Below are 18912 nucleotides of genomic sequence, written 5' to 3'. Positions count from 1 at the left end.
AAAAAATTTGAGTTCGAAGAAATTCCGATTTCCCTGTCTTGCTTGGCTTTTATGAGCTATCTTTGATCATCAAACCCAGCCTATGGAAAATCTTGATTATGCTCGATTACAAATGGCCTTCACCCTCGGCTTTCACATTATTTTTGCTTGTATTGGCATGGTTATGCCTTTTTTTATGGTGGTCTCACATTATAAATTTTTAAAAACCAGAGATCCTATTTACAAGAAGTTAACAATGGCTTGGCTCAAAGGCGTTGCCATTTTTTTTGTGACTGGAGCTGTTTCAGGGACTGCATTATCTTTTGAACTAGGAATGTTGTGGCCAGGTTTTATGAAGCATGCAGGACCCATCATTGGGATGCCTTTTTCTCTAGAAGGTGCCGCATTTTTCGTAGAAGCGATTGCGCTTGGTTTTTACCTTTATGGCTGGAACAAGTTACCAGAGAAATTTCATTGGTTCACAGGAATTATTATCGGCGTGGCAGGCGTGGCCTCTGGTATTCTTGTGGTATCAGCCAATGGCTGGATGAATGCCCCTTCCGGATTTGATTTTATCAATGGTGAATTTACAAACATTGATCCTGTCAAAGCATTACTAAATCCAGCATGGTTTACGCAAGCACTTCATATGACTTTAGCTGCATTTGTAGCGACAAGTTTTGGAGTGGCTGGAATTCATGCGTATCAGATTTACAAAAATCGAAACGTAGACCTGCACCTTAAAGCCTTCAAGATCACGATAATCATTGGGACTGTTGCCGCTTTTCTTCAACCAATCAGTGGGGATATTTCTGCCAAAGATGTAGCAAAGAGACAGCCTGTAAAGCTCGCTGCACTTGAAGCACATTTTGAAACCCAAAAAGGTGCTCCACTTTATATTGGTGGTATTGTAAATGAAGAGAATCAGAAAGTAACGCACAAAATAGCCATTCCAAAAGCACTCTCATTCTTAGCATTTGGTGATTTTGATGCCGAAGTAAAAGGTCTCAATGATTTCCCTGAAGATGAAAGACCACCCGTTGCTATCGTGCATTATGCCTTTCAACTTATGGTAGGTCTTGGCGTAGCTATGGTGCTGGCTGGGATTATATACCTAATCAGTATCAAAAAGAAAAGTTGGCTTCAATCCAAGTATTATTGGTTACTTTTTATAATCATGGCGCCAATGGGTTTTTTGGCCATAGAGGCTGGCTGGGTAGTGACTGAAGTGGGGCGTCAGCCATGGATCATTCATCAGGTCATGAAGACAAAAGATGCGGTAACTCCAGTACCTGGAATGAAATATAGTTTCTTTTTCTACCTTGTACTTTACACTATTTTGGCACTTATGGTGACTTGGTTGATGCATCGTCAAATCAAATCACTAAACCAAAAACTAGACTAAAGATGTTATACGTTGTTTTATTCTTTTTGCTCTTCTCACTCTTACTTTATGTAATGCTCGGTGGTGCTGACTTCGGAGCAGGAATTGTGGAGTTATTTACCTCTCGTAAAAACAGGTCACATACCCGTGACATAATCTACAGGGTAATCGGTCCGGTATGGGAAGCCAATCATATTTGGTTGATCATCTTGCTTGTAATACTCTGGGTAGCTTTTCCTGTATATTTTAACATCATCGTGATCTATTTACACATTCCTTTGACCCTTGTTTTGTTAGGAATTACGATACGAGGTGTTGCATTTGTGTTCAGGCATTATGATGCTGTCGTAGATCAATCCCAGTTTTGGTATAATTGGCTATTTAGAATTGGAAGCTTTATGACACCTGTTTTTTTAGGACTTTCATTTTCAGCCTTGATCAGTGGCAAAATCATCTTAATAGAAGATCACCCAGATGCTAGTTTTTATGAGTTCTTTATTCAGCCTTGGCTTAATATTTTCAGCCTTTTGACAGGCTTATTCTTCGCTTCTCTATGTGCTTTTCTGGCAGCTACCTTGCTGATAGGTGAGTCAGAAGGTAAAGCAAAAGAGCACTTCAGTAAAAGTTCAGCAACTTTCACCATAATTCTTGTAGTAGTGGGCTTTGTTCTTCTCTCTTATGGGTACAGCTTTGACATCAAATTTGTTCGAGATTTTATCGAGAACCCTATTGCTATAGGAAGTGTGATATTATCAGGCATATTGCTTTTACCGCTTTGGAAGTTCATCAAACAGCAGCGTAGGATAGCAAGTCGATACATGGCAGGCATTCAGGTTATATTGATTTTGTTTGCAGCGATTGTCACTCATTTCCCTTATTTCATCATTACAGCCCAGCAGGAGATCAGTATACTTGATAATATTGCACCAGCATCTACTATTAACAACCTTGGGTGGATGCTTATCATTGGAGGAAGTATCATTTTACCAGGTCTTTTTCATTTGATGAAATCATTTAAAATGATTAAAATTTTAGAAAAGTCTTGAGTGATATTTATTGCCATTTTGATTCCTAAAACATATTAAATTACAAATAAAAAAATGTCTAAGAAATTCCATTTTATAGCTATCGGAGGTGCTGTCATGCATAACCTTGCTCTAGCTATGGTGTCCAAAGGATACGTGGTCACAGGTTCTGATGATGAAATATATGAACCATCCAGAACCAGACTTTTTGATGCAGGTATTTTACCAGCTGAAAAAGGCTGGTATGATGAAAAAATCCATGCGGATCTAGACGGTATCATATTGGGAATGCATGCTCGGATTGATAATCCTGAGCTTGTCAAAGCCAAAGAACTGGGTATTCCTGTGTACTCCTTTCCAGAGTTTATTTATAATCAAAGTCAAGACAAGAAAAGGGTTGTAATATCTGGCAGCCATGGCAAGACCAGCATTACTTCAATGATACTTCATGTACTCAAAGCTGAAGGAGTAGACTTTGACTACCTCGTAGGTGCACAGATCGCAGGTTTTGATCTTATGGTAAAGCTTTCAGACGCACCTGTTATCATTATAGAAGGGGATGAGTATTTGACTTCACCACTAGATCGAAGGCCAAAATTTTTTCACTACCAACACGATATCTTATTGACGAGCGGGATAGCCTGGGATCATTTTAATGTCTTCCCTACATTTGAAAATTACACAGAGCAATTTGAAAAGCTCGTAGCCATGACTCCAAAAAATGGCACATTCATTTATTGTGAAAGAGATCCTATAGTAAAAAAATTAGGAGAAAACTGTCCAGTAAATACGGCTACACTTATCCCCTACCAAGCACATCCTAGTCAAATCAAGGAAGGGCTCACCTCGTTACTCACAGACAAAGGACCTGTACCAATAGAAATATTTGGAGACCATAACTTACAAAACTTACAAGGTGCTCTTGAAGTATGTAAATCTCTTGGTTTGTCAGCAGATACATTTTACAAACATATCCAAACATTCCAAGGCGCTGCAAAAAGGCAAGAAATACTCGCAAAATCATCTTCTTCCATACTATACAGGGATTTTGCACACGCGCCATCCAAGCTTCAGGCGACAGTAAAAGCAGTGAAAAACCAATTCCCAGATCGGAAATTAATAGCAATTCAGGAATTGCATACTTACAGCTCTCTAAACAAAGACTTTGTATATAACTACGCGCATACCATAGACGATGCTGATGAAGCCATTATCTATTTGAACCCAAAAGCTGTATCTTTGAAAAAATTAGAGCTAATGGATGAGCCTACCTTAAGGGAAGGTTTTCAGAGAAATGACATCATACTTTTCACTGATATACAAAAACTTAAAGATTACTTAGAGGCAAAATCATATCAAAACACAAACCTTTTGCTCATGAGTTCAGGCAATTATGATGATATGGACTTATCATTGATCAAAGAAAAAATCAATCAAAATCAATAAGATGAATTTAAACTTAAAGACTCCCGTCGCTTTTTTTGACTTAGAGGCCACAGGTACCAATATTTCTACCGACCGCATAGTTGAGATTTCTATTGTGAAAGTTCACCCTAATGGAAAGGAAGAAATCAAGACAATGAAAATCAATCCTACCATACCGATTCCATTAGAATCATCTCTGATTCATGGCATATATGACAAAGACATCAAGGATGCTCCAACTTTCAAAGATGCTTCCAAAGAACTGCATCAATTTTTTGTGGGTGCAGATTTGGCAGGTTTCAATGTTTTAAAGTATGATATCCCACTCTTAGTTGAAGAATTTCTTCGTGCAGGAATTGATTTTGATATTGACAAAAGAAACCTTTTGGATGCACAAAAGATCTTTCACCTCATGGAAAAGAGAAATCTATCTGCAGCATATAAGTTCTACTGTGGTGAAAAATTAGAAAATGCACACTCTGCCGAAGCAGATACTATCGCAACTTATGAAGTCTTCAAAGCTCAAATAGCCCGCTATGAAGGACAAGAAGCAGAAGATTTGCTTGGCAACAAACTAGGCACTCTAGAAAATGACATGAAAAAGATCCACCAATTGCTCAATGAGAAAATGGTGGATCTTGCTGGAAGGTTTATTTTCAACGATAAAGGAGAAGAATGCTTCAACTTTGGCAAGCATAAGGGCAAAACAATCGCTCAAGTGCTGAAAGAAGAGCCTTCCTACTATGACTGGATGATGAAAGGTGACTTCCCGCTAGACACCAAGCGTAAGTTTACCCAAGTGAAGTTGAGAAATTTCAATCTAGGCTAATGATATAGGGGTTGATTTTAAGTTTTATTTCCATTAAATGGAATAACCAAAATCAACCCCTATACTATTTTTTCTCCTTCCCCAAGCTGATTTTATAATCGTCTGGAGTACCTTTCATATTGATATTGACAAACCTCACCCTCTTGTCCTGGTCTCTGTAGACTATATCATCTTCCTGATCTGGGTCGACTTCTGCCTTATTTTTCCCACCAAATAACGCCCGAAAACCAACTTGAGTTACCATAGCTAATGGAACACGAATGAAATAATCCATATGAAGATCCAAGCTTTGTCTACCTGATATCTCTATAAAACCAAGACTAGAATTGATGTTCATACTAGGGATATGAAGAACACCTTGCTTGAGCTCAAACGTATTGCTTAAGGTATCAAACCTCACATTTTTCAAGTTTCTATCTCCAAAATATGACGCCATTGCATCCAACGGCGCAAAATTGACTAGGCTACCTTGATAAACAGTCAGGTCCATCGTAGCTTCAGACTTATCAATGATAGGTGTCAGGTCAGGATAAACCAGAAACTTGCTATTTATCTTTCCACTGACAAGCCCGTGTAGATTTTCATTGATCAAATAATCCTGTCCAAAATTCTCAAATTTGAAGAGCAATTTATCAAGGTCAAGTTTGTCCGCCTTCAAATCACTGTGAAAATATATTTCTTCTGGATTGGATCCATTGAAATATCCCTTGGCAGCCAAAGAGCCACTTGCAACATTCATGGATAAAGTATCCAAGTAAAGAAAATGGTTGGTCGTCGTTCTGGCTTTAGCTTTTACATTCTCTAGCCAAAATTTATGATAATTCATCTTTCCGATATTTGCTGAGAATTCCATTTCTGAAAAAGGCAACTGGAAAATATTGAAAGAATCTTGGTGATTGGTTTCATCCTCAAAGCCTTCAAAACCCATCAAAGCATCCAAATCCAAAACTTGGCTGCTTAGTCTAAAATAATTCCTCTTATTTGTCGGTTGAGAGATCGAATCATTTGCTGCCAAGAAATAACCTAAGTCTACCTTGAAATCCGAAACACCCATTTTACCACCAAGTTTTTCGACCGTCAGATAGCTATCTTCGAAATGTACCCTGCCATCAAAATTTTCAAGCTTAAGTGGGTGCACTTTAAGTTTACCAGACAATTGATTGAGGTAGAAATCCGCCGATTTAAATTCCTTTTGGTAATGAAGATCCGCTTTACCTTTGAGTTTCAGATCAGTTACCACTTCATCTGCATAATCTTCAGGAAGGTAATTGACTCCATCGTAGGTCAATAAATCATTGAATTGTAGCTTCTTTGAAACCAAATCAAAATCAAAGCTTGAATCTCCAACTTTTTCGTCTTCAAACCAATTCTTATAATTAGAAAAAACACCAGTGATTAAGAAATCTGTATCATCAATTTCTCCTTTGAAGTCCTTTACCTGAAGCTCATCCTCTCTGATCATGATATCGGCATGAAAATCATGAAACTCATGTGGGAAGTTTTTCAATTTGGCATGAAAATCTTCAATAAAAAACTCACCAAGAGGTAGGTATTCAAAATTCATCAAATCCTTGCCAGTAGACTCAAAAGCCATCTTGATTTCAAAATCTCTGATTTCTTCATCTGTACCTTTTTCAGTTGTGTCTGGCTTGAACAGTTGATTCAGAATGATTTGACTTGACTTGGATTTGAAATTAACCTTTACAGGGGTATTTGTCTGATGCAGCATCGCCGAAAAATCATTGAGTTCGCCAGAAAATGCAAAATCAGAATCTCCAAGCTTAAAGCTAAGAGAATCTAGAATAACTTTCCCCTTTCTCATGTAAGCATAAGCATTTGCCTGCCGAACAGGCAGATGATAGTCTGGTATAGCTAGAGAAAGATTCTTTAACTGAAGCTTGCTCTGCAAACTACCCTCTACACTTGATATAGTAGTAGGTGGAAAGTCGATATCAACAAGTTCATCAAAATCCATATCCAAAAGAACTTGTCCTTGGATTCCTCGCAATCCTTCGATCTCAAAGAATGCTCCCAGGAACTCCAAATCCAAATCAGCATTGAGGTTGATTTTAACATAAGGGTCTTCAAAATTTCGGATAACCATCCTCCCTTGAAATATTCCTTCATCTGGTCTGGCATGAAAATGCTGCAATTGAATCTCAGAGGTCTTAAGGTTTCTATCTGTTCCGTTGGTGTAAAAACCAGTAAATCTCAATTCATCTACTTTTTTCTGGATAGTTGGATTAAGAAAATAAGCATTATCAGCTCCAAATTCGACAGACACAGCTGGGTTCAACCCAGGCCCAGCTATACCACGCACAGAACCAGTGAAGAAAACCTCTCCTTCATTCTTATATCTTTTCAATAACTCTGCCGTCTCATTCGGCAAAAAAGCTGCAAAAATATTAAAATCAGGTTTTTCACCGTCCAACTTCAAATCCAAATCCATCCCCTCCTCTAGTAGGTCAATCTTCCCTGACAAAGCTAATAGTGCACCTTCCAGCTTTAGCTTAGAAGGTGAAATTTTTAAGCTCTTATTATCAGTATAGTAGTCTAATTTAAGGTCTAGGTATACATGTTTGTCAGCAAAAAATGTATTTTCACCATTTTCATCCAGGTCAAAAATCAAATCGGACACTACATCCAAATGCGTGTGTTCATCAGTGAGTTTCAAACTTGACTTAAGTGCATTGATATGAAACACTAAATCTTGGTGTGTGGAAAGATTTGAATAGGTGATATCAAACTTCTTAAGCTCAAATCCTGCCAAATCAAAAGCAAAATCACCAGAACTATCCTCCTCGTCTTCTTCTCTATCCAGTCCTTTGGCTAGTAATAGGTTGATGTCACCATTTTCATATTGAATCAAGTCCAAGTGTCCTTCTGATATACTCAACTTTTTTACTTCATACTTTCCCCTGAAAATATCCCATATATTGAAGCCCAAATACAGGTCCTGGGCTTCATAGATTGGCTTGGTATTCATTTCTTTATTTTCAAAAAACTGAATATGCTTCAAATCAATAGAGATATAAGGAAAGTTAGCGAAAGGTGAAATATAGGAATCGGCAATGACTAAGACTCCTAAAAACTCTTCATTTATCTTTGCCAGTGCATTTTGAGTAATCTCTCTCTGCTTGCTATAGATCACCCCAGTCGCAACAGCAAACAATAAAATCGGAATTAGTAAAAATAGGGATATGTAAATTACTCTTTTTCTATTCATCTAAACTTAACTTTTCATATACTAAGGTCAGAAACGATGTAAAAGGTTTCTTAAGTTTAATTTTTTAAGAATTTTTATCAACGATTTGAATTTTCAAACCTTATAGACACCTACATTTTGGTGCATATCAGTCGCCAAAAGACATTCCCATTGCTTTTGCCGCTTTTACCAAAAAGCCTTCTTTGTCAACAAAGTTGTAATCCTTGACCGCTTCTTCTAAGCTGACGGAACAGTAATCATTGTTCTTGAAAGAAACCATCTTACCAAAAGCTCCCTCTTCTACCAAGTCAAAAGCTTTTACTCCAAACATAGTCGCCAAAACACGATCATAACTGACTGGTGTTCCTCCTCTTTGGATATGACCCAATACAGTTTCCCGTATTTCAGGTTTGCATCCAACTGCTTTCAATTCTTGAGAAAGCTGAAAAGCAACACCTCCAAGTCTTAAATGCTCCGAAACATGCTCTCTATTTGTACCAATCACCTGACCATCTAGCGCTTTGGCTCCTTCAGCGATCACAACATTGACAAAGCCCCTACCTTGCTCATACCTGCTATCAATTTTCTTTTTGACTTTCTGGATATCGTAAGGTATTTCTGGAATTAGGCAAATTTCTGCACCACCAGCTATTGCGGTATGTAAGGCAATCCAGCCAGCATCTCTACCCATAACTTCCATGATCATGACTCTATGATGACTTTCTGCAGTAGTGACCAATTTATCAAAACTATCAGTTGCAATTTGTACAGCCGTTTGGAATCCGAAAGTTGTATCTGTTGCAGAGAGATCATTGTCTATTGTTTTTGGTACTCCAATGATTGGAACGCCCAGTTTAAATAGTGCATTGGATATCTTTTGTGAACCATCTCCCCCAATATTGATTACTGCATCAAAACCAAGAGTCTTTATTTTTTCAGCCAGTCTCTCTGTTCTGTCTTCAAAAATGATGTCCCCATTTTCATCTTGTACTGGGAATTGTAAAGGATTCCCTTTATTTGTCGTTTTCAGTATAGTCCCACCTTTCACATGTATTCCACCTACGGTAGACTTTTTCAGTTTGATAATTTGAATAGGGTCAGCCATCACACCGTTGAATGCTTCAATACTTCCATATACTTCCCATTCTTTGGTCTTTTTCGCCGCTTTGAATATCCCTCTGATCACTGCATTGAGCCCCGGACAATCACCACCTCCTGTACAAACAAGTAATTTTTTCATCTTTATAAAATATAAATTAGCCGATTATAGTATTTCTGTATAGATATAAAGATAGCTTGGATATATTTGTTTTCCACTGATGAAGAAATAATTCATGAAAATAAAACTTATCTCCTGTCTCCTACTAGGATTTGCGCTGACTCAGGTCAGTTATGCTCAAAAACTTGAAGGCTTTACTCAAAATTCAAGCAGTAGTCAAAAAGCCTTAGAAAAAGAGTTTTTGGAAACTGTGGATTTTAGTAGGTTCAAGACACATCTCACTGCCATCACATCAGACCCACACCCTGCTGGCTCTGAAGCCAATGAAAAAGTCAAAGACTATCTTGTAGCAAGTATGTCAAAGGCAGGTTGGGAAGTCAAAGTTCATCCATACGACGTCTATCTTTCCAAAGATCCTGGTGAATCACTTGTCGAAATAGTATCTCCTCGAAGAATACCATTGAATCAACAAGAAGATATTTTGGCAGAAGATCCATTCTCTGCACATCCAGGTTTGGGAAAAGGTTGGAACGCCTTTTCAGGGAGCGGCGATGTAACAGCAGAAGTAATCTATGCTAACTATGGAACAAAAGCTGATTTCCAGAAATTAAAAGATCTTGGTGTTGATGTAAGGGGTAAAATTGTACTCGCTAGGTATGGAGCAAACTTTAGGGGATTCAAAGCAAAATTTGCTGAAGAAGCTGGGGCTGCTGGACTTTTGATCTTTACTGATCCTGGAGATTCTGGATACATGAAGGGCTTGGCATACCCAGAAGGTATCTACTACAATGAGACTTCTACGCAAAGAGGTTCTTTGCTTACTGCGGATTGGACTGGAGATGTATTGACACCCTTTGAACCAGCCCTACCTCTTGATGCCAAGCAAAAGGTAAAAAGACTTGATCCAAATGAAGTTGGGCTTCATAGTATTCCGGTCACAGCTATTCCGTATGGTTCTGCAAAATTGATTTTAGAACAAATGAAAGGCGCCTCTGTCCCAGCTGGCTGGCAAGGAGGATTACCTTTTAGTTATAGGCTTCAAGGAGACGAGAACTTAAAAGTCAGGGTCAAGGTAGATCAAAAAAGGGAGTTCGTCCGAGCAAACAATGTGGTGGGAACACTTAAAGGTACTGAGTTTCCAGATGAGTGGATCATCTTAGGTTGTCACTATGATGCCTGGTCTTTTGGGTCTACTGATCCAAATAGTGGGACAGCCATGCTACTTTCATTGAGCGAAACCTTAGGTAAACTATCTAAGGACGGTAAAAATCCAAAAAGATCTATTCTCATTGCCCATTGGGATGCTGAGGAACATGGGGTAATTGGCTCTACAGAATGGGTGGAACAATTCCGGGAGGAATTACAGGCAAAAGCCGTGGCGTACATCAACTTAGATGCAGCTGTCTCAGGAAGAAATTTTGGCATGTCTTCTTCCCCAACTTTGAAAAATCTAATTGTGGAAGCCTCTAAGGTTGTTGCTTTTCCAGATTCATCAAAGACAGTATTTGAAGTATGGTCTAGAGGAAAAGAGGAACCTTCTATTGGAAATCTTGGAGGTGGGTCCGACCATATAGCTTTTTACATGCATGCTGGAATCCCTTCTTTGAGTGGGGGAGCTAGTGGTCCTACATTGTATCATACCAATTACGACAATCTTCATTTCTATGAAAAATTTGCAGACCCTAGCTTTAAAATGGGTGGAATGATAGAGCAAGTGGTAGGTATCATGACACTAAGATTAGCAAATGCCAGCTTGATCCCATATCAAGTGAGTAGATACACCAAAGACCTCAAAATTCACTTTGCTAATGCTACAAGTCAAATAAGAGCATATGACAGCAATTTTGTGGGATTTGAGAAAGTTCAAGCGTCAATGAGCCAATTTGAATCAGTACAGAGAGCAATGGAAAGTAATCTGGAGAAGTTTTTGAGTGGAGATGAAGTAGAAGACAAAAAGGTATTGAAAGAAGCTAATCAAATACTTTTAAGTTTAGAGAAAGCTTTCATAGATCAAGAAGGAATGTATTTTGGAAATTGGTACCGTTCACTTTATGCTTCAAATGATCCCTTTAGTGGCTATGCTTCATGGATTCTTCCAGGACTTCAATATGAAATCGAATTGAAGTCAACCGGAAGATTGGGTGAATGGGATACTCGCTATGCGGCAGCCATAGATGACCTTCGCAACAAAATTGAGAATCTTTCGAAGTTGATTACTAGAAATTAGAGGAGAAGGGTGAAGGATGAAGGGTGAAGGGTGAAAGGGGAAATTGAAATATGCCAGAGCGATATAGGCATGCTATAGGAGTTTCCTTACTCAAAAAGTTTAGAGTGTCTAGAGTCTAGTATCTAGCGCCTTGTTTCTTGAGTTTTGAGTCCTATTTTTTGATAATATCAAGGGATTTATTTTAGGATGTGACAAATTTTGGAGCTTCTATTTGATTCAATTCATCTATTGCTTCGCTAAACTGACGTTTCATTTTCTCCATCATTTCAATTGTGTCTACAGGCAAGTTGTGAATCAAATTGAGGTAGTAATTTACGCCTTGATTTAGATTTTCTTTGAATTTATCAACGTATGTCTCAAATTTTGTAGGCTGATCTCCAATGTATTTGGTAACCTCCTCTTTTAGATAATCAATGTACAATTGCAACTCCTTTACAAACATGTGAGGACGCAATGGGTCTTTCATAATATTGAGCTTTCCGTAGATGTGCCCCACCATTTCTTTGAGGCTAAAAAGACCTGAAAAATAAGCCAAATTTGGGCCAGGACAGATCGTTACAGCTTTCAAGTTGCGAGCGGGGGTTTCGCCATTGGCTAGTAAAGCCGCAGCTCCTAACCCTTCACAAAGACAATCTTTAACCAAAATCTCTTTTGACCTTTTTTCTAACTCATCTTCACCAAGATTTTGCTGCTTAAGCTGCTTTATTTTAAGATTTAAGTATTGCCTAGATGCTGTGCAAATAGGCTTCTCTGTAAATTCTGTGCTAAAAGAAAGAAATTTTTTATAACAGGGGCTTCCAGGCCTATCTTTAGCAATTCTTTCTTTCCTTTGTACTTCTCCACTACTAGTCTTCAGGTTATTGAACCTAACCCCAAGGGGTGAAGCATCACTCAGGAAATAATCGCTTTTTTTGGCATTCATCAACTTTTTCAATGTATCCTCATCTACATTTGTTGCCTCAGGAACCATTAAGAAAGGACTTCCCCACCCCGTTCCATCCAAATCATAATGATTGGTCAAAAACTCATCTTCCTTTGCTGTACCAATTCCTCCTTGTACTGTAATTTTGATTTTCTCTGAAGAAAGCAATAGTGGTTTTCCTTGATCTTGGAGTGTTTGATTGCAAGCGTCCCAAAGCAGTTCTTGAAGCTCCTCTCTTTTGGTTTTGAACTCTTCTAAAATAGGACCAAGAAGAACACCTTCAGTAGCAAAGGCATGTCCACCACAATTCAGGCCAGATTCAATTCTAAATTCTGAAACCCACAGTCCTTTTTTTGCCAAATATTTTCCCTGAATCAATGCGGATCTATAATCACTTACCTTGAGTGTGATTCTTTTGGAAATTTTACCCACGTGATTTGGAAAGAAGGAATCAAATGAAGCTGCATAATTGTAAAGGGCTGGGTTCAATCCTGCCGAGAACACAACAGATGATTCTATTTTGCTATTGACAAAACCTCTAAGGGCAGACAAGGCATCTGAATATTCACGAGGAAGCGAATTTCCATCCTTATCATAATTGATTTTATCGACTTTGGTCATGATATTAACATCAATTTTCCCAGGAAAAATCATCGATTTGATCTTATCATTCATTTCTTCTCGGATACTTCCTTCGAAGATCATGATCTCTTCATACATGCTTTTCAATACATGTGAATTAGGGAGCAACTCAAAGTAAGTATCTAATTCACTTCCTGTTTGGAAAGTCTGCCTTTTGATGTTTTCTACCTGCAAGTCTACTTGATCAGACAAAAAATCTAAAAATGTAGTAATTCGTTTTGCTCTTGAATCAGGCTCTTTGTCAGTGATTGGTAAATATGGAACGTTGAGCATTCTACTCTTCACCCTACGAAGATCCTCACACAACTTATCATCCATGATAGAAACTACAGATGATATCCCATATTTTGCTACTTTCAATGGTGTCTCCAATGTGTATCCCAAACCCATAACAGGAATATGAAAACTATGTGGTTGATTTGCTTTTCTCATGAAACTCAAAATATTTAAGTTTCAAAATTAGAAAAGTATTTTTAGGAAAATCATGAGTCACATCAGCTTAAAACATGATAAAAGTCATGAAACTTAAAACATCAAATTAATATTTACTTTTTCCCTTTATACAATTCGAATTTCATTAACCTGCAATCAATTGTTCCATTGTAGAACTCAATCTTTCTAGAAGGCCTCAACCCTATCCGCTTACCGAGAGGTAGATTTCCAGTAAAAATATAGCCCGTGTATCCAGCACATTTTTGCTTCATAAAATCCCCCATACGCTTATATGTATCTAAAAGATCATCCTGTTCACCTAGTCTTTCTCCATATTCTGGATTGATCATCAAGATTCCTTCTTCAGCGTTAGGGACTTCACAATCTGAAAAATCACAAACTTCATATTCGATCAACTCTTCGACTCCTGCTGTACTTGCATTTTCTCTTGTGAAAAGTACGGCCTGTTCTGATATATCTGATGCTATTATTTTTAAATCTTGAGGGGCTGTCACCTTACTCTCTAGCTCGATTTTGAGTTTTTGAAAATACTGATCATCATATCCTAAGAAATGCTGGAATGAGTAATGATCACGATAAAGTCCTGGATATCTATTTGTAGCTATCAGTGCTGCTTCGATGGCCAGCGTTCCCGAACCACACATAGGGTTGATAAATGGGCTTTTACGATCCCATTCACTTGCATAAATAGTCGCTGCGGCCAAAGCCTCCAACATTGGTGCTTTTCCAGGGATCTTTCTGTACCCATGCTTGGCCAGTGTTTCACCTGAAGTATTGATATATAATGTAGCCTGTGTTTCTTTCCAAAAAAGTTGAAATACTGCTCCATCATAGTTCGAACCAGTATCTGGCCTTATTCCTGTCTGATCTCTAAACCTATCTACGATTGCATCTTTGACACGAACATTTACAAAAAGTGGATTATCTACACTCTCATGATCCACATGCGAGTTGACTGAAAAATAAGTAGTCTCGGTAATATACTCTTCCCAAGGAATAGACTTAACCCTTCTATAGATATCATCAGCATGGTGAAGGTAGAATGATTTGATTTCAAAAAGCACATGACTGGCTATTCTCAAATGTAGATTGAGAAAAATACAATCATTCATAGAAGCTATTATTTCAATATATGTTCTATTGACTTGCTTCGCTTTGAAACCCAATGCTTCAAGCTCTAGTGCAACGTATGGTGCAAACCTGTCTTTAAAAGTAATGACAACTTTACCTTTTTGTGTGAAATCTAACATGCTACAAAAGTAAGCAATCTATTCCTCTTCTTCTATCAAAACACTAGCGCCTATGTAAGGACTTACCATAAAATAACCTAAAACACTTCCATCATGCTCCAATGGCTTAATGTTTGAAACAGGGTTTTGAGGTGGTGGACTAAATAATCCCCCATCATTAAAAAGTAAACCAACTAATTGAGAAAGATAGTCATATGCCCCCTTATTTAATCGGAATAATTCAAGCCTCACCCTATCTCCCGCTTCAAATGTGAAACCTCCAAGTTCAAACCCTCTGTTCAAAATCTGAGTACCAAAAGTATCATCAAATAGCAAATAATCTGATCTTCTGTTCAAAAGCGTGTCATTTTTCACTACCCTAAGTCTGTAGTAATTATCCTCTTCAAATGGAATATCACCATAAAGTGTCAAGTAATATCCTTCATCTCTAAATACGCGCTGGTCTTTGAACTCATAAGTAATAGAATCTAGGGTGGGCGGGGCAAGTAATACGCCTGTCGATATATATGCTTTATCTTGAATAATTACACTTAACTCATACTCATGCCCTATTTGTCCGATTTGATTATTTGTAGGTAAATATTTCCTTAATTGATTATTGTACACAAAATTTGCAATTCGACCTGTTTCTAAATTACGAATGGACACTTGCGCATCTTCAATAACTTCGTTGGGAGTATTGTCATAATATTCCCTAGATGTTGTGATCATAACCTGATTGATATTCGGTACGTTGGTCCAAACAGCCTCAATCACTGGGGTTGGTTCTAATGTATCCAAGTTCAAGATAACTTCTTCCTGACATGAAGTGTAGCACAATATCGAAAACAAAGCGATGAATACTCTTTTCATTAGAATTCGAAGTTATATGTTAATGAAGGTAGGAAAGTAAACAAATATGTCATCACAGTACCTGGTCTTCTGGAAGTAATGGGTTCAGTAGAAGTAGGTGTGAAGTTAATTTCGTCGTTGAAAATTTCAGTAAATTGATAAGAAAATGGGTTTTTCCTCCCATAAAGATTATAGATGCTAAAGTTCCAGCTACCTCTCCACTTTTTCCCTTTATCCACATTTTTCCATGTAACTGAAGCGTCCATCCTGTGGTAATCGGGAAACCTATCTGCATTTCTTTCTCCTGTATACAAGGGTAACCTTTGACTATCCACTACATAACTACCCGCTGGAAAAGTCACAGCCTGGCCCGTTGTGTAGACAAATGTCAAATTAGCTGACCATTGCTTATCAAACTGATGGTTCAGCACCAAATTGAGGTCATGTGGTCTATCAAATCTAGGGTTATACCACCTATCGAAACTAATCCCTTCAATCTTCCTCCATGTTCTAGAATAGGCATAACTGAGCCAACCTGTTGTTTTACCTACATTTTTTCTCAAAAGAAATTCTGCTCCATAGGCATATCCATCACCTACCAAAATCTCTGTTTCTACTCGATCTGTAAACAAGACACTAGCTCCTTGACGAAGATCAATCAGATTTTTCATGTCTTTATAATAGCCTTCCAAAGAAACTTCCCATGTATCATTTTTGAAGTTTTTGAATATACCTACAGAAAATTGATCTCCTCTGATTGGTGGAATATATGTGCCTGCCAAAATCCACCTATCCAAAGGAAGTCCAGCGGAGCTATTTGAAGCCACTTGTAAATACTGAAATGCCCGATTAGCTGCTATTTTCAAAGAAAGATCTTCTCTAAGTAAATACCTAAGTGCTAATCTAGGTTCAAGGCCATGATAGCCTCTCATCTTTTCGAATGTATTGAACGTCAAAGAGTCCGTGATAACGGCTTCAGGACTGGGAATATTATCCTCAAAGGTGTAGGCTACACCCCTTCCATGTTGCTGATACAATGACCACCTCAATCCAGCTTCAAGTCCTACTTTATCAGAAAACTCATGATTTACCGACACAAAAGGATTGAGCTGTAATCCATTGAAAGGGTTGGAAGTAATAGGCTGGATAGCACTACCTGGTGCAGGCTCTAAGTCAATGGATGCAAAATGATAAAATTGAAGGTGACTTCCCCAATTGATCTTTGTCTGATCAGAGACATGATAATTCCATGTAGCTTTGAATCCAGTCTCACCCAAGGCATTTCCCCATTCAAAACCATTGTCCGCATCATCGAATGACACTTTGTAGTTGTATCGACTTGAATAAGCATTCAGGTCGAAAAACAATCTATCAGATATGTTTCTGTTCCATGTGGCAGCTCCCATCCAGTTGGACCAGCCAAACCCAAATTGACCAGACAGTCCCAAAAAGTCTGATCCATAATATGAGGAAACAGTTAGCTTGTCTTTTTCACCAAGCTTAAAAACTGTCTTTCCACTCAAGTCATAAAAATAAAGGTCATTATTGTTGATATTGGGATCGGAGGACAATCTCAAAAACAGATCAGCATAGGTTCTGCGTGCGGAAATTACAAAACTTGATTTGTCCGAAAACAATGGCCCGTCTACAGTAAGTCTTGAACTTATGGTCCCTATACCTCCCTCTCCTTTGATCTTGTCGAAATTCCCTTCTTTGAGTGAGATATCTATGAGGCTTGAAATCCTACCACCATAATTTGCTGGAATATTTCCTTTATAAAAATCAACACCATGAATGGCGTCTGGGTTAAATACAGAGAAAAATCCAAAGAAATGTGAAGGATTATAGATTGGAGCTCCATCTATTTGCAATAAATTTTGATCCGCTGATCCTCCTCTCACAAATAGTCCAGTAGTTCCTTCTCCAGCTGTTTGAACTCCAGGCAAAAGTTGCAAACTTCTGAGGATATCAACTTCTCCAAAAAGTGCCGGGATGTTTTTTATAGTCTCGATGGGGACGACAGATTTGCCCATATCAAGACTTTTTACATTTTGATCTGGTCTGGTGCTGCTTACAGTCACTTCTTGAAGGTCCATTTCATCTTCTCTAAGATAAATCTTTAGCCCTCTAGCCAGGTCTTTACTGGTCACTTCTCTTTCAACTTGTTCATAGCCTATAAAAGAAACAATCAAAACAGCAGGAAGCTTTGTGGTGGGTAATTTGAATATTCCTTCCTGAGATGTTGTGACACCTTCGGTTGGGCTATGCTTCCAATACACATTAGCACCGGGGATCGATTGATTTGTAGCAAAGTCTATAATAGTACCTTCTAAGTAACTTACATCTTGTGCTATCACAAAAGATGTAGACAATGGGATCAAGCACAATACCAAGGTGAAACACCTTTGGAAAAGATTCATATCTATAAATGGTTTCAAAGCTTAACGACAAAAATGAGGTTTTGATTTGAAAAATCTAAGAAAATATAGTTAGAATAGATTATTAAGTACTCATTATCGATTATTTGCTCCTCATCCACAAGTTCAAGGAGAAGACTGCTAAGCTTATTAAAACTATGTAAGGCCAAAAACTTACAAATCTTAAGACCAATTGTAAAAAGCCAGACCATCCTATGAGAAAGGAAGCCTTTAGTTCATCTAGAAAATTTTCCTCCGATTTCTCTTTAGCCTCAATTTTTTCTAACAGATTGACATTTAATGTACTGAATATTATATTTTGAGATAGTCTTCTAAATCTTGAGTCGTACATGTCTATTTCAGCCCTAATATTATTTAGGCTACTCTCTATTTCTAAAATATCTTTAATGGTTTTTGCTTGGTTCAAAATTTCTCGATACCTATTTTCAAGCGCTTTTAAACTTTCAATTTTTGCATTTAGGTCATGATACTTAGAAGTAACATCCTCTACGTTTGCTGATTTACTTATCACTTTTGAACCTACCCCAGCTGTAAGTCTGTACAAAGAATCAAATCTATCCACTGGTACTTTTATCCTTATGTAGATGCTTTTTTCTAAGCCATTGTTGTTTTCATTCTCTTGCGAGACATATGCCTCATGTCGTTGAATCAAATTTTAGAATTTTCTTGTAATCGTTTTTTATATTATCAGTCTGAATTTGGATATCCCCAGACTTGATAAGTTTTCTTGTTGAAATTTCAACTTGCTGAATATCCTCTGATGTTGGTGGTAAGGGTGGTGGTGGTGGTTGTTCAGTAAGCGGAATGTCCAATAATTCTACAAAATTTGTATCTGAAGCATCGGAACTTACAACATTGCTCTCTTCGCCATGTTTACCGCATGAAACTACTAGTAGCATACTGAAAAGCGAAATAAAAATCAGGACTCTTTTCATAGTCATTTTTTTTACTAATAACCTAAAATCCGCAGGATTCTAATTTGGTTTTGATTTGGATAAATACAGTGCCATAAAGAATCATTTTTTTGTCAATCTAGGATTTTTTATGGTTGAGTGATACTTTTAATTTGGTTTAGGGTAAGGA

General features: G+C 37.8%; 13 protein-coding genes. 5 read left to right on the top strand and 8 right to left on the bottom strand.

The window, feature by feature from the left end:
• Nucleotides 1-82: 82 nt before the first annotated feature.
• Genes MM239_RS13420 through MM239_RS13405 form a run of 4 tightly spaced genes read left to right on the top strand, consistent with a single transcriptional unit; the run spans nucleotide 83 to nucleotide 4642 of the window.
• Complete coding sequence (locus MM239_RS13420; RefSeq protein ID WP_241348764.1) at nucleotides 83-1384, top strand: cytochrome ubiquinol oxidase subunit I; 1302 nt, start codon at nucleotides 83-85, stop codon at nucleotides 1382-1384.
• A 2-nt stretch (nucleotides 1385-1386) separates the two neighbouring features.
• The gene (locus MM239_RS13415; protein WP_241348763.1) at nucleotides 1387-2409 is read left to right on the top strand and encodes a cytochrome d ubiquinol oxidase subunit II; all 1023 of its coding nucleotides are present in this window, start codon (nucleotides 1387-1389) and stop codon (nucleotides 2407-2409) included.
• Between the two features lie 54 nt (nucleotides 2410-2463).
• Nucleotides 2464-3834 carry a UDP-N-acetylmuramate--L-alanine ligase gene (locus tag MM239_RS13410; protein ID WP_241348762.1) on the top strand — a complete coding sequence of 457 codons (1371 nt, stop codon included), beginning with the start codon at nucleotides 2464-2466 and terminating at the stop codon, nucleotides 3832-3834.
• A gap of 1 nt (nucleotide 3835) precedes the next feature.
• Nucleotides 3836-4642 (top strand): 3'-5' exonuclease, encoded by an 807-nt coding sequence (locus MM239_RS13405; protein ID WP_241348761.1) that lies wholly within the window; start codon nucleotides 3836-3838, stop codon nucleotides 4640-4642.
• 64 nt (nucleotides 4643-4706) lie between these two features.
• Here MM239_RS13405 and MM239_RS13400 read toward each other — a convergent pair whose 3' ends face one another.
• Both MM239_RS13400 and MM239_RS13395 read right to left on the bottom strand, forming a co-directional pair.
• Nucleotides 4707-7868, bottom strand: coding sequence for an AsmA-like C-terminal region-containing protein (locus MM239_RS13400; RefSeq protein WP_241348760.1), 3162 nt, complete (start codon nucleotides 7866-7868; stop codon nucleotides 4707-4709).
• 127 nt (nucleotides 7869-7995) lie between these two features.
• Nucleotides 7996-9087 (bottom strand): 6-phosphofructokinase, encoded by a 1092-nt coding sequence (locus tag MM239_RS13395; RefSeq protein ID WP_241348759.1) that lies wholly within the window; start codon nucleotides 9085-9087, stop codon nucleotides 7996-7998.
• Nucleotides 9088-9181: 94 nt separating this feature from the next.
• Here MM239_RS13395 and MM239_RS13390 point away from each other — a divergent pair, with 94 nt between their 5' ends.
• Nucleotides 9182-11293 (top strand): M28 family peptidase, encoded by a 2112-nt coding sequence (locus MM239_RS13390; protein ID WP_241348758.1) that lies wholly within the window; start codon nucleotides 9182-9184, stop codon nucleotides 11291-11293.
• A gap of 181 nt (nucleotides 11294-11474) precedes the next feature.
• On the opposite strand, the gene MM239_RS13385 is transcribed toward MM239_RS13390, so the two are convergent.
• The 6 genes from MM239_RS13385 to MM239_RS13360 all read right to left on the bottom strand — a co-directional run bounded on the left by MM239_RS13385 (nucleotide 11475) and on the right by MM239_RS13360 (nucleotide 18764).
• Complete coding sequence (locus tag MM239_RS13385; protein WP_241348757.1) at nucleotides 11475-13289, bottom strand: hypothetical protein; 1815 nt, start codon at nucleotides 13287-13289, stop codon at nucleotides 11475-11477.
• A 113-nt stretch (nucleotides 13290-13402) separates the two neighbouring features.
• Complete coding sequence (locus tag MM239_RS13380; protein WP_241348756.1) at nucleotides 13403-14560, bottom strand: THUMP domain-containing class I SAM-dependent RNA methyltransferase; 1158 nt, start codon at nucleotides 14558-14560, stop codon at nucleotides 13403-13405.
• Nucleotides 14561-14578: 18 nt separating this feature from the next.
• Nucleotides 14579-15412, bottom strand: a complete 834-nt coding sequence (locus MM239_RS13375) for a DUF4249 family protein (RefSeq protein ID WP_241348755.1) — start codon at nucleotides 15410-15412, stop codon at nucleotides 14579-14581.
• The gene (locus tag MM239_RS13370; protein ID WP_241348754.1) at nucleotides 15412-17811 is read right to left on the bottom strand and encodes a TonB-dependent receptor; all 2400 of its coding nucleotides are present in this window, start codon (nucleotides 17809-17811) and stop codon (nucleotides 15412-15414) included. Before MM239_RS13370 ends, MM239_RS13375 begins: the two co-directional genes overlap by 1 nt.
• A gap of 100 nt (nucleotides 17812-17911) precedes the next feature.
• A complete protein-coding gene (locus tag MM239_RS13365) occupies nucleotides 17912-18481 on the bottom strand; it encodes a DUF4349 domain-containing protein (RefSeq protein ID WP_241348753.1) in 570 nt (189 codons plus the stop codon).
• The gene (locus MM239_RS13360; protein ID WP_241348752.1) at nucleotides 18465-18764 is read right to left on the bottom strand and encodes a hypothetical protein; all 300 of its coding nucleotides are present in this window, start codon (nucleotides 18762-18764) and stop codon (nucleotides 18465-18467) included. Before MM239_RS13360 ends, MM239_RS13365 begins: the two co-directional genes overlap by 17 nt.
• Nucleotides 18765-18912 lie beyond the last annotated feature (148 nt).

Origin of the sequence: Belliella filtrata, from assembly GCF_022549775.1 — a bacterium.
Classification (GTDB): domain Bacteria; phylum Bacteroidota; class Bacteroidia; order Cytophagales; family Cyclobacteriaceae; genus Belliella; species Belliella filtrata.
This window is presented reverse-complemented; position numbering and strand designations above follow the sequence as displayed.

What these genes read in the sequence shown, in the direction of transcription:
- MM239_RS13420 (WP_241348764.1), top strand. Translation starts at nt 83, where the DNA reads ATGGAAAATCTTGATTATGCTCGATTACAAATGGCCTTCACCCTCGGC.
- MM239_RS13415 (WP_241348763.1), top strand. Translation starts at nt 1,387, where the DNA reads ATGTTATACGTTGTTTTATTCTTTTTGCTCTTCTCACTCTTACTTTAT.
- MM239_RS13410 (WP_241348762.1), top strand. Translation starts at nt 2,464, where the DNA reads ATGTCTAAGAAATTCCATTTTATAGCTATCGGAGGTGCTGTCATGCAT.
- MM239_RS13405 (WP_241348761.1), top strand. Translation starts at nt 3,836, where the DNA reads ATGAATTTAAACTTAAAGACTCCCGTCGCTTTTTTTGACTTAGAGGCC.
- MM239_RS13400 (WP_241348760.1), bottom strand. Translation starts at nt 7,868, where the DNA reads ATGAATAGAAAAAGAGTAATTTACATATCCCTATTTTTACTAATTCCG.
- MM239_RS13395 (WP_241348759.1), bottom strand. Translation starts at nt 9,087, where the DNA reads ATGAAAAAATTACTTGTTTGTACAGGAGGTGGTGATTGTCCGGGGCTC.
- MM239_RS13390 (WP_241348758.1), top strand. Translation starts at nt 9,182, where the DNA reads ATGAAAATAAAACTTATCTCCTGTCTCCTACTAGGATTTGCGCTGACT.
- MM239_RS13385 (WP_241348757.1), bottom strand. Translation starts at nt 13,289, where the DNA reads ATGAGAAAAGCAAATCAACCACATAGTTTTCATATTCCTGTTATGGGT.
- MM239_RS13380 (WP_241348756.1), bottom strand. Translation starts at nt 14,560, where the DNA reads ATGTTAGATTTCACACAAAAAGGTAAAGTTGTCATTACTTTTAAAGAC.
- MM239_RS13375 (WP_241348755.1), bottom strand. Translation starts at nt 15,412, where the DNA reads ATGAAAAGAGTATTCATCGCTTTGTTTTCGATATTGTGCTACACTTCA.
- MM239_RS13370 (WP_241348754.1), bottom strand. Translation starts at nt 17,811, where the DNA reads ATGAATCTTTTCCAAAGGTGTTTCACCTTGGTATTGTGCTTGATCCCA.
- MM239_RS13360 (WP_241348752.1), bottom strand. Translation starts at nt 18,764, where the DNA reads ATGAAAAGAGTCCTGATTTTTATTTCGCTTTTCAGTATGCTACTAGTA.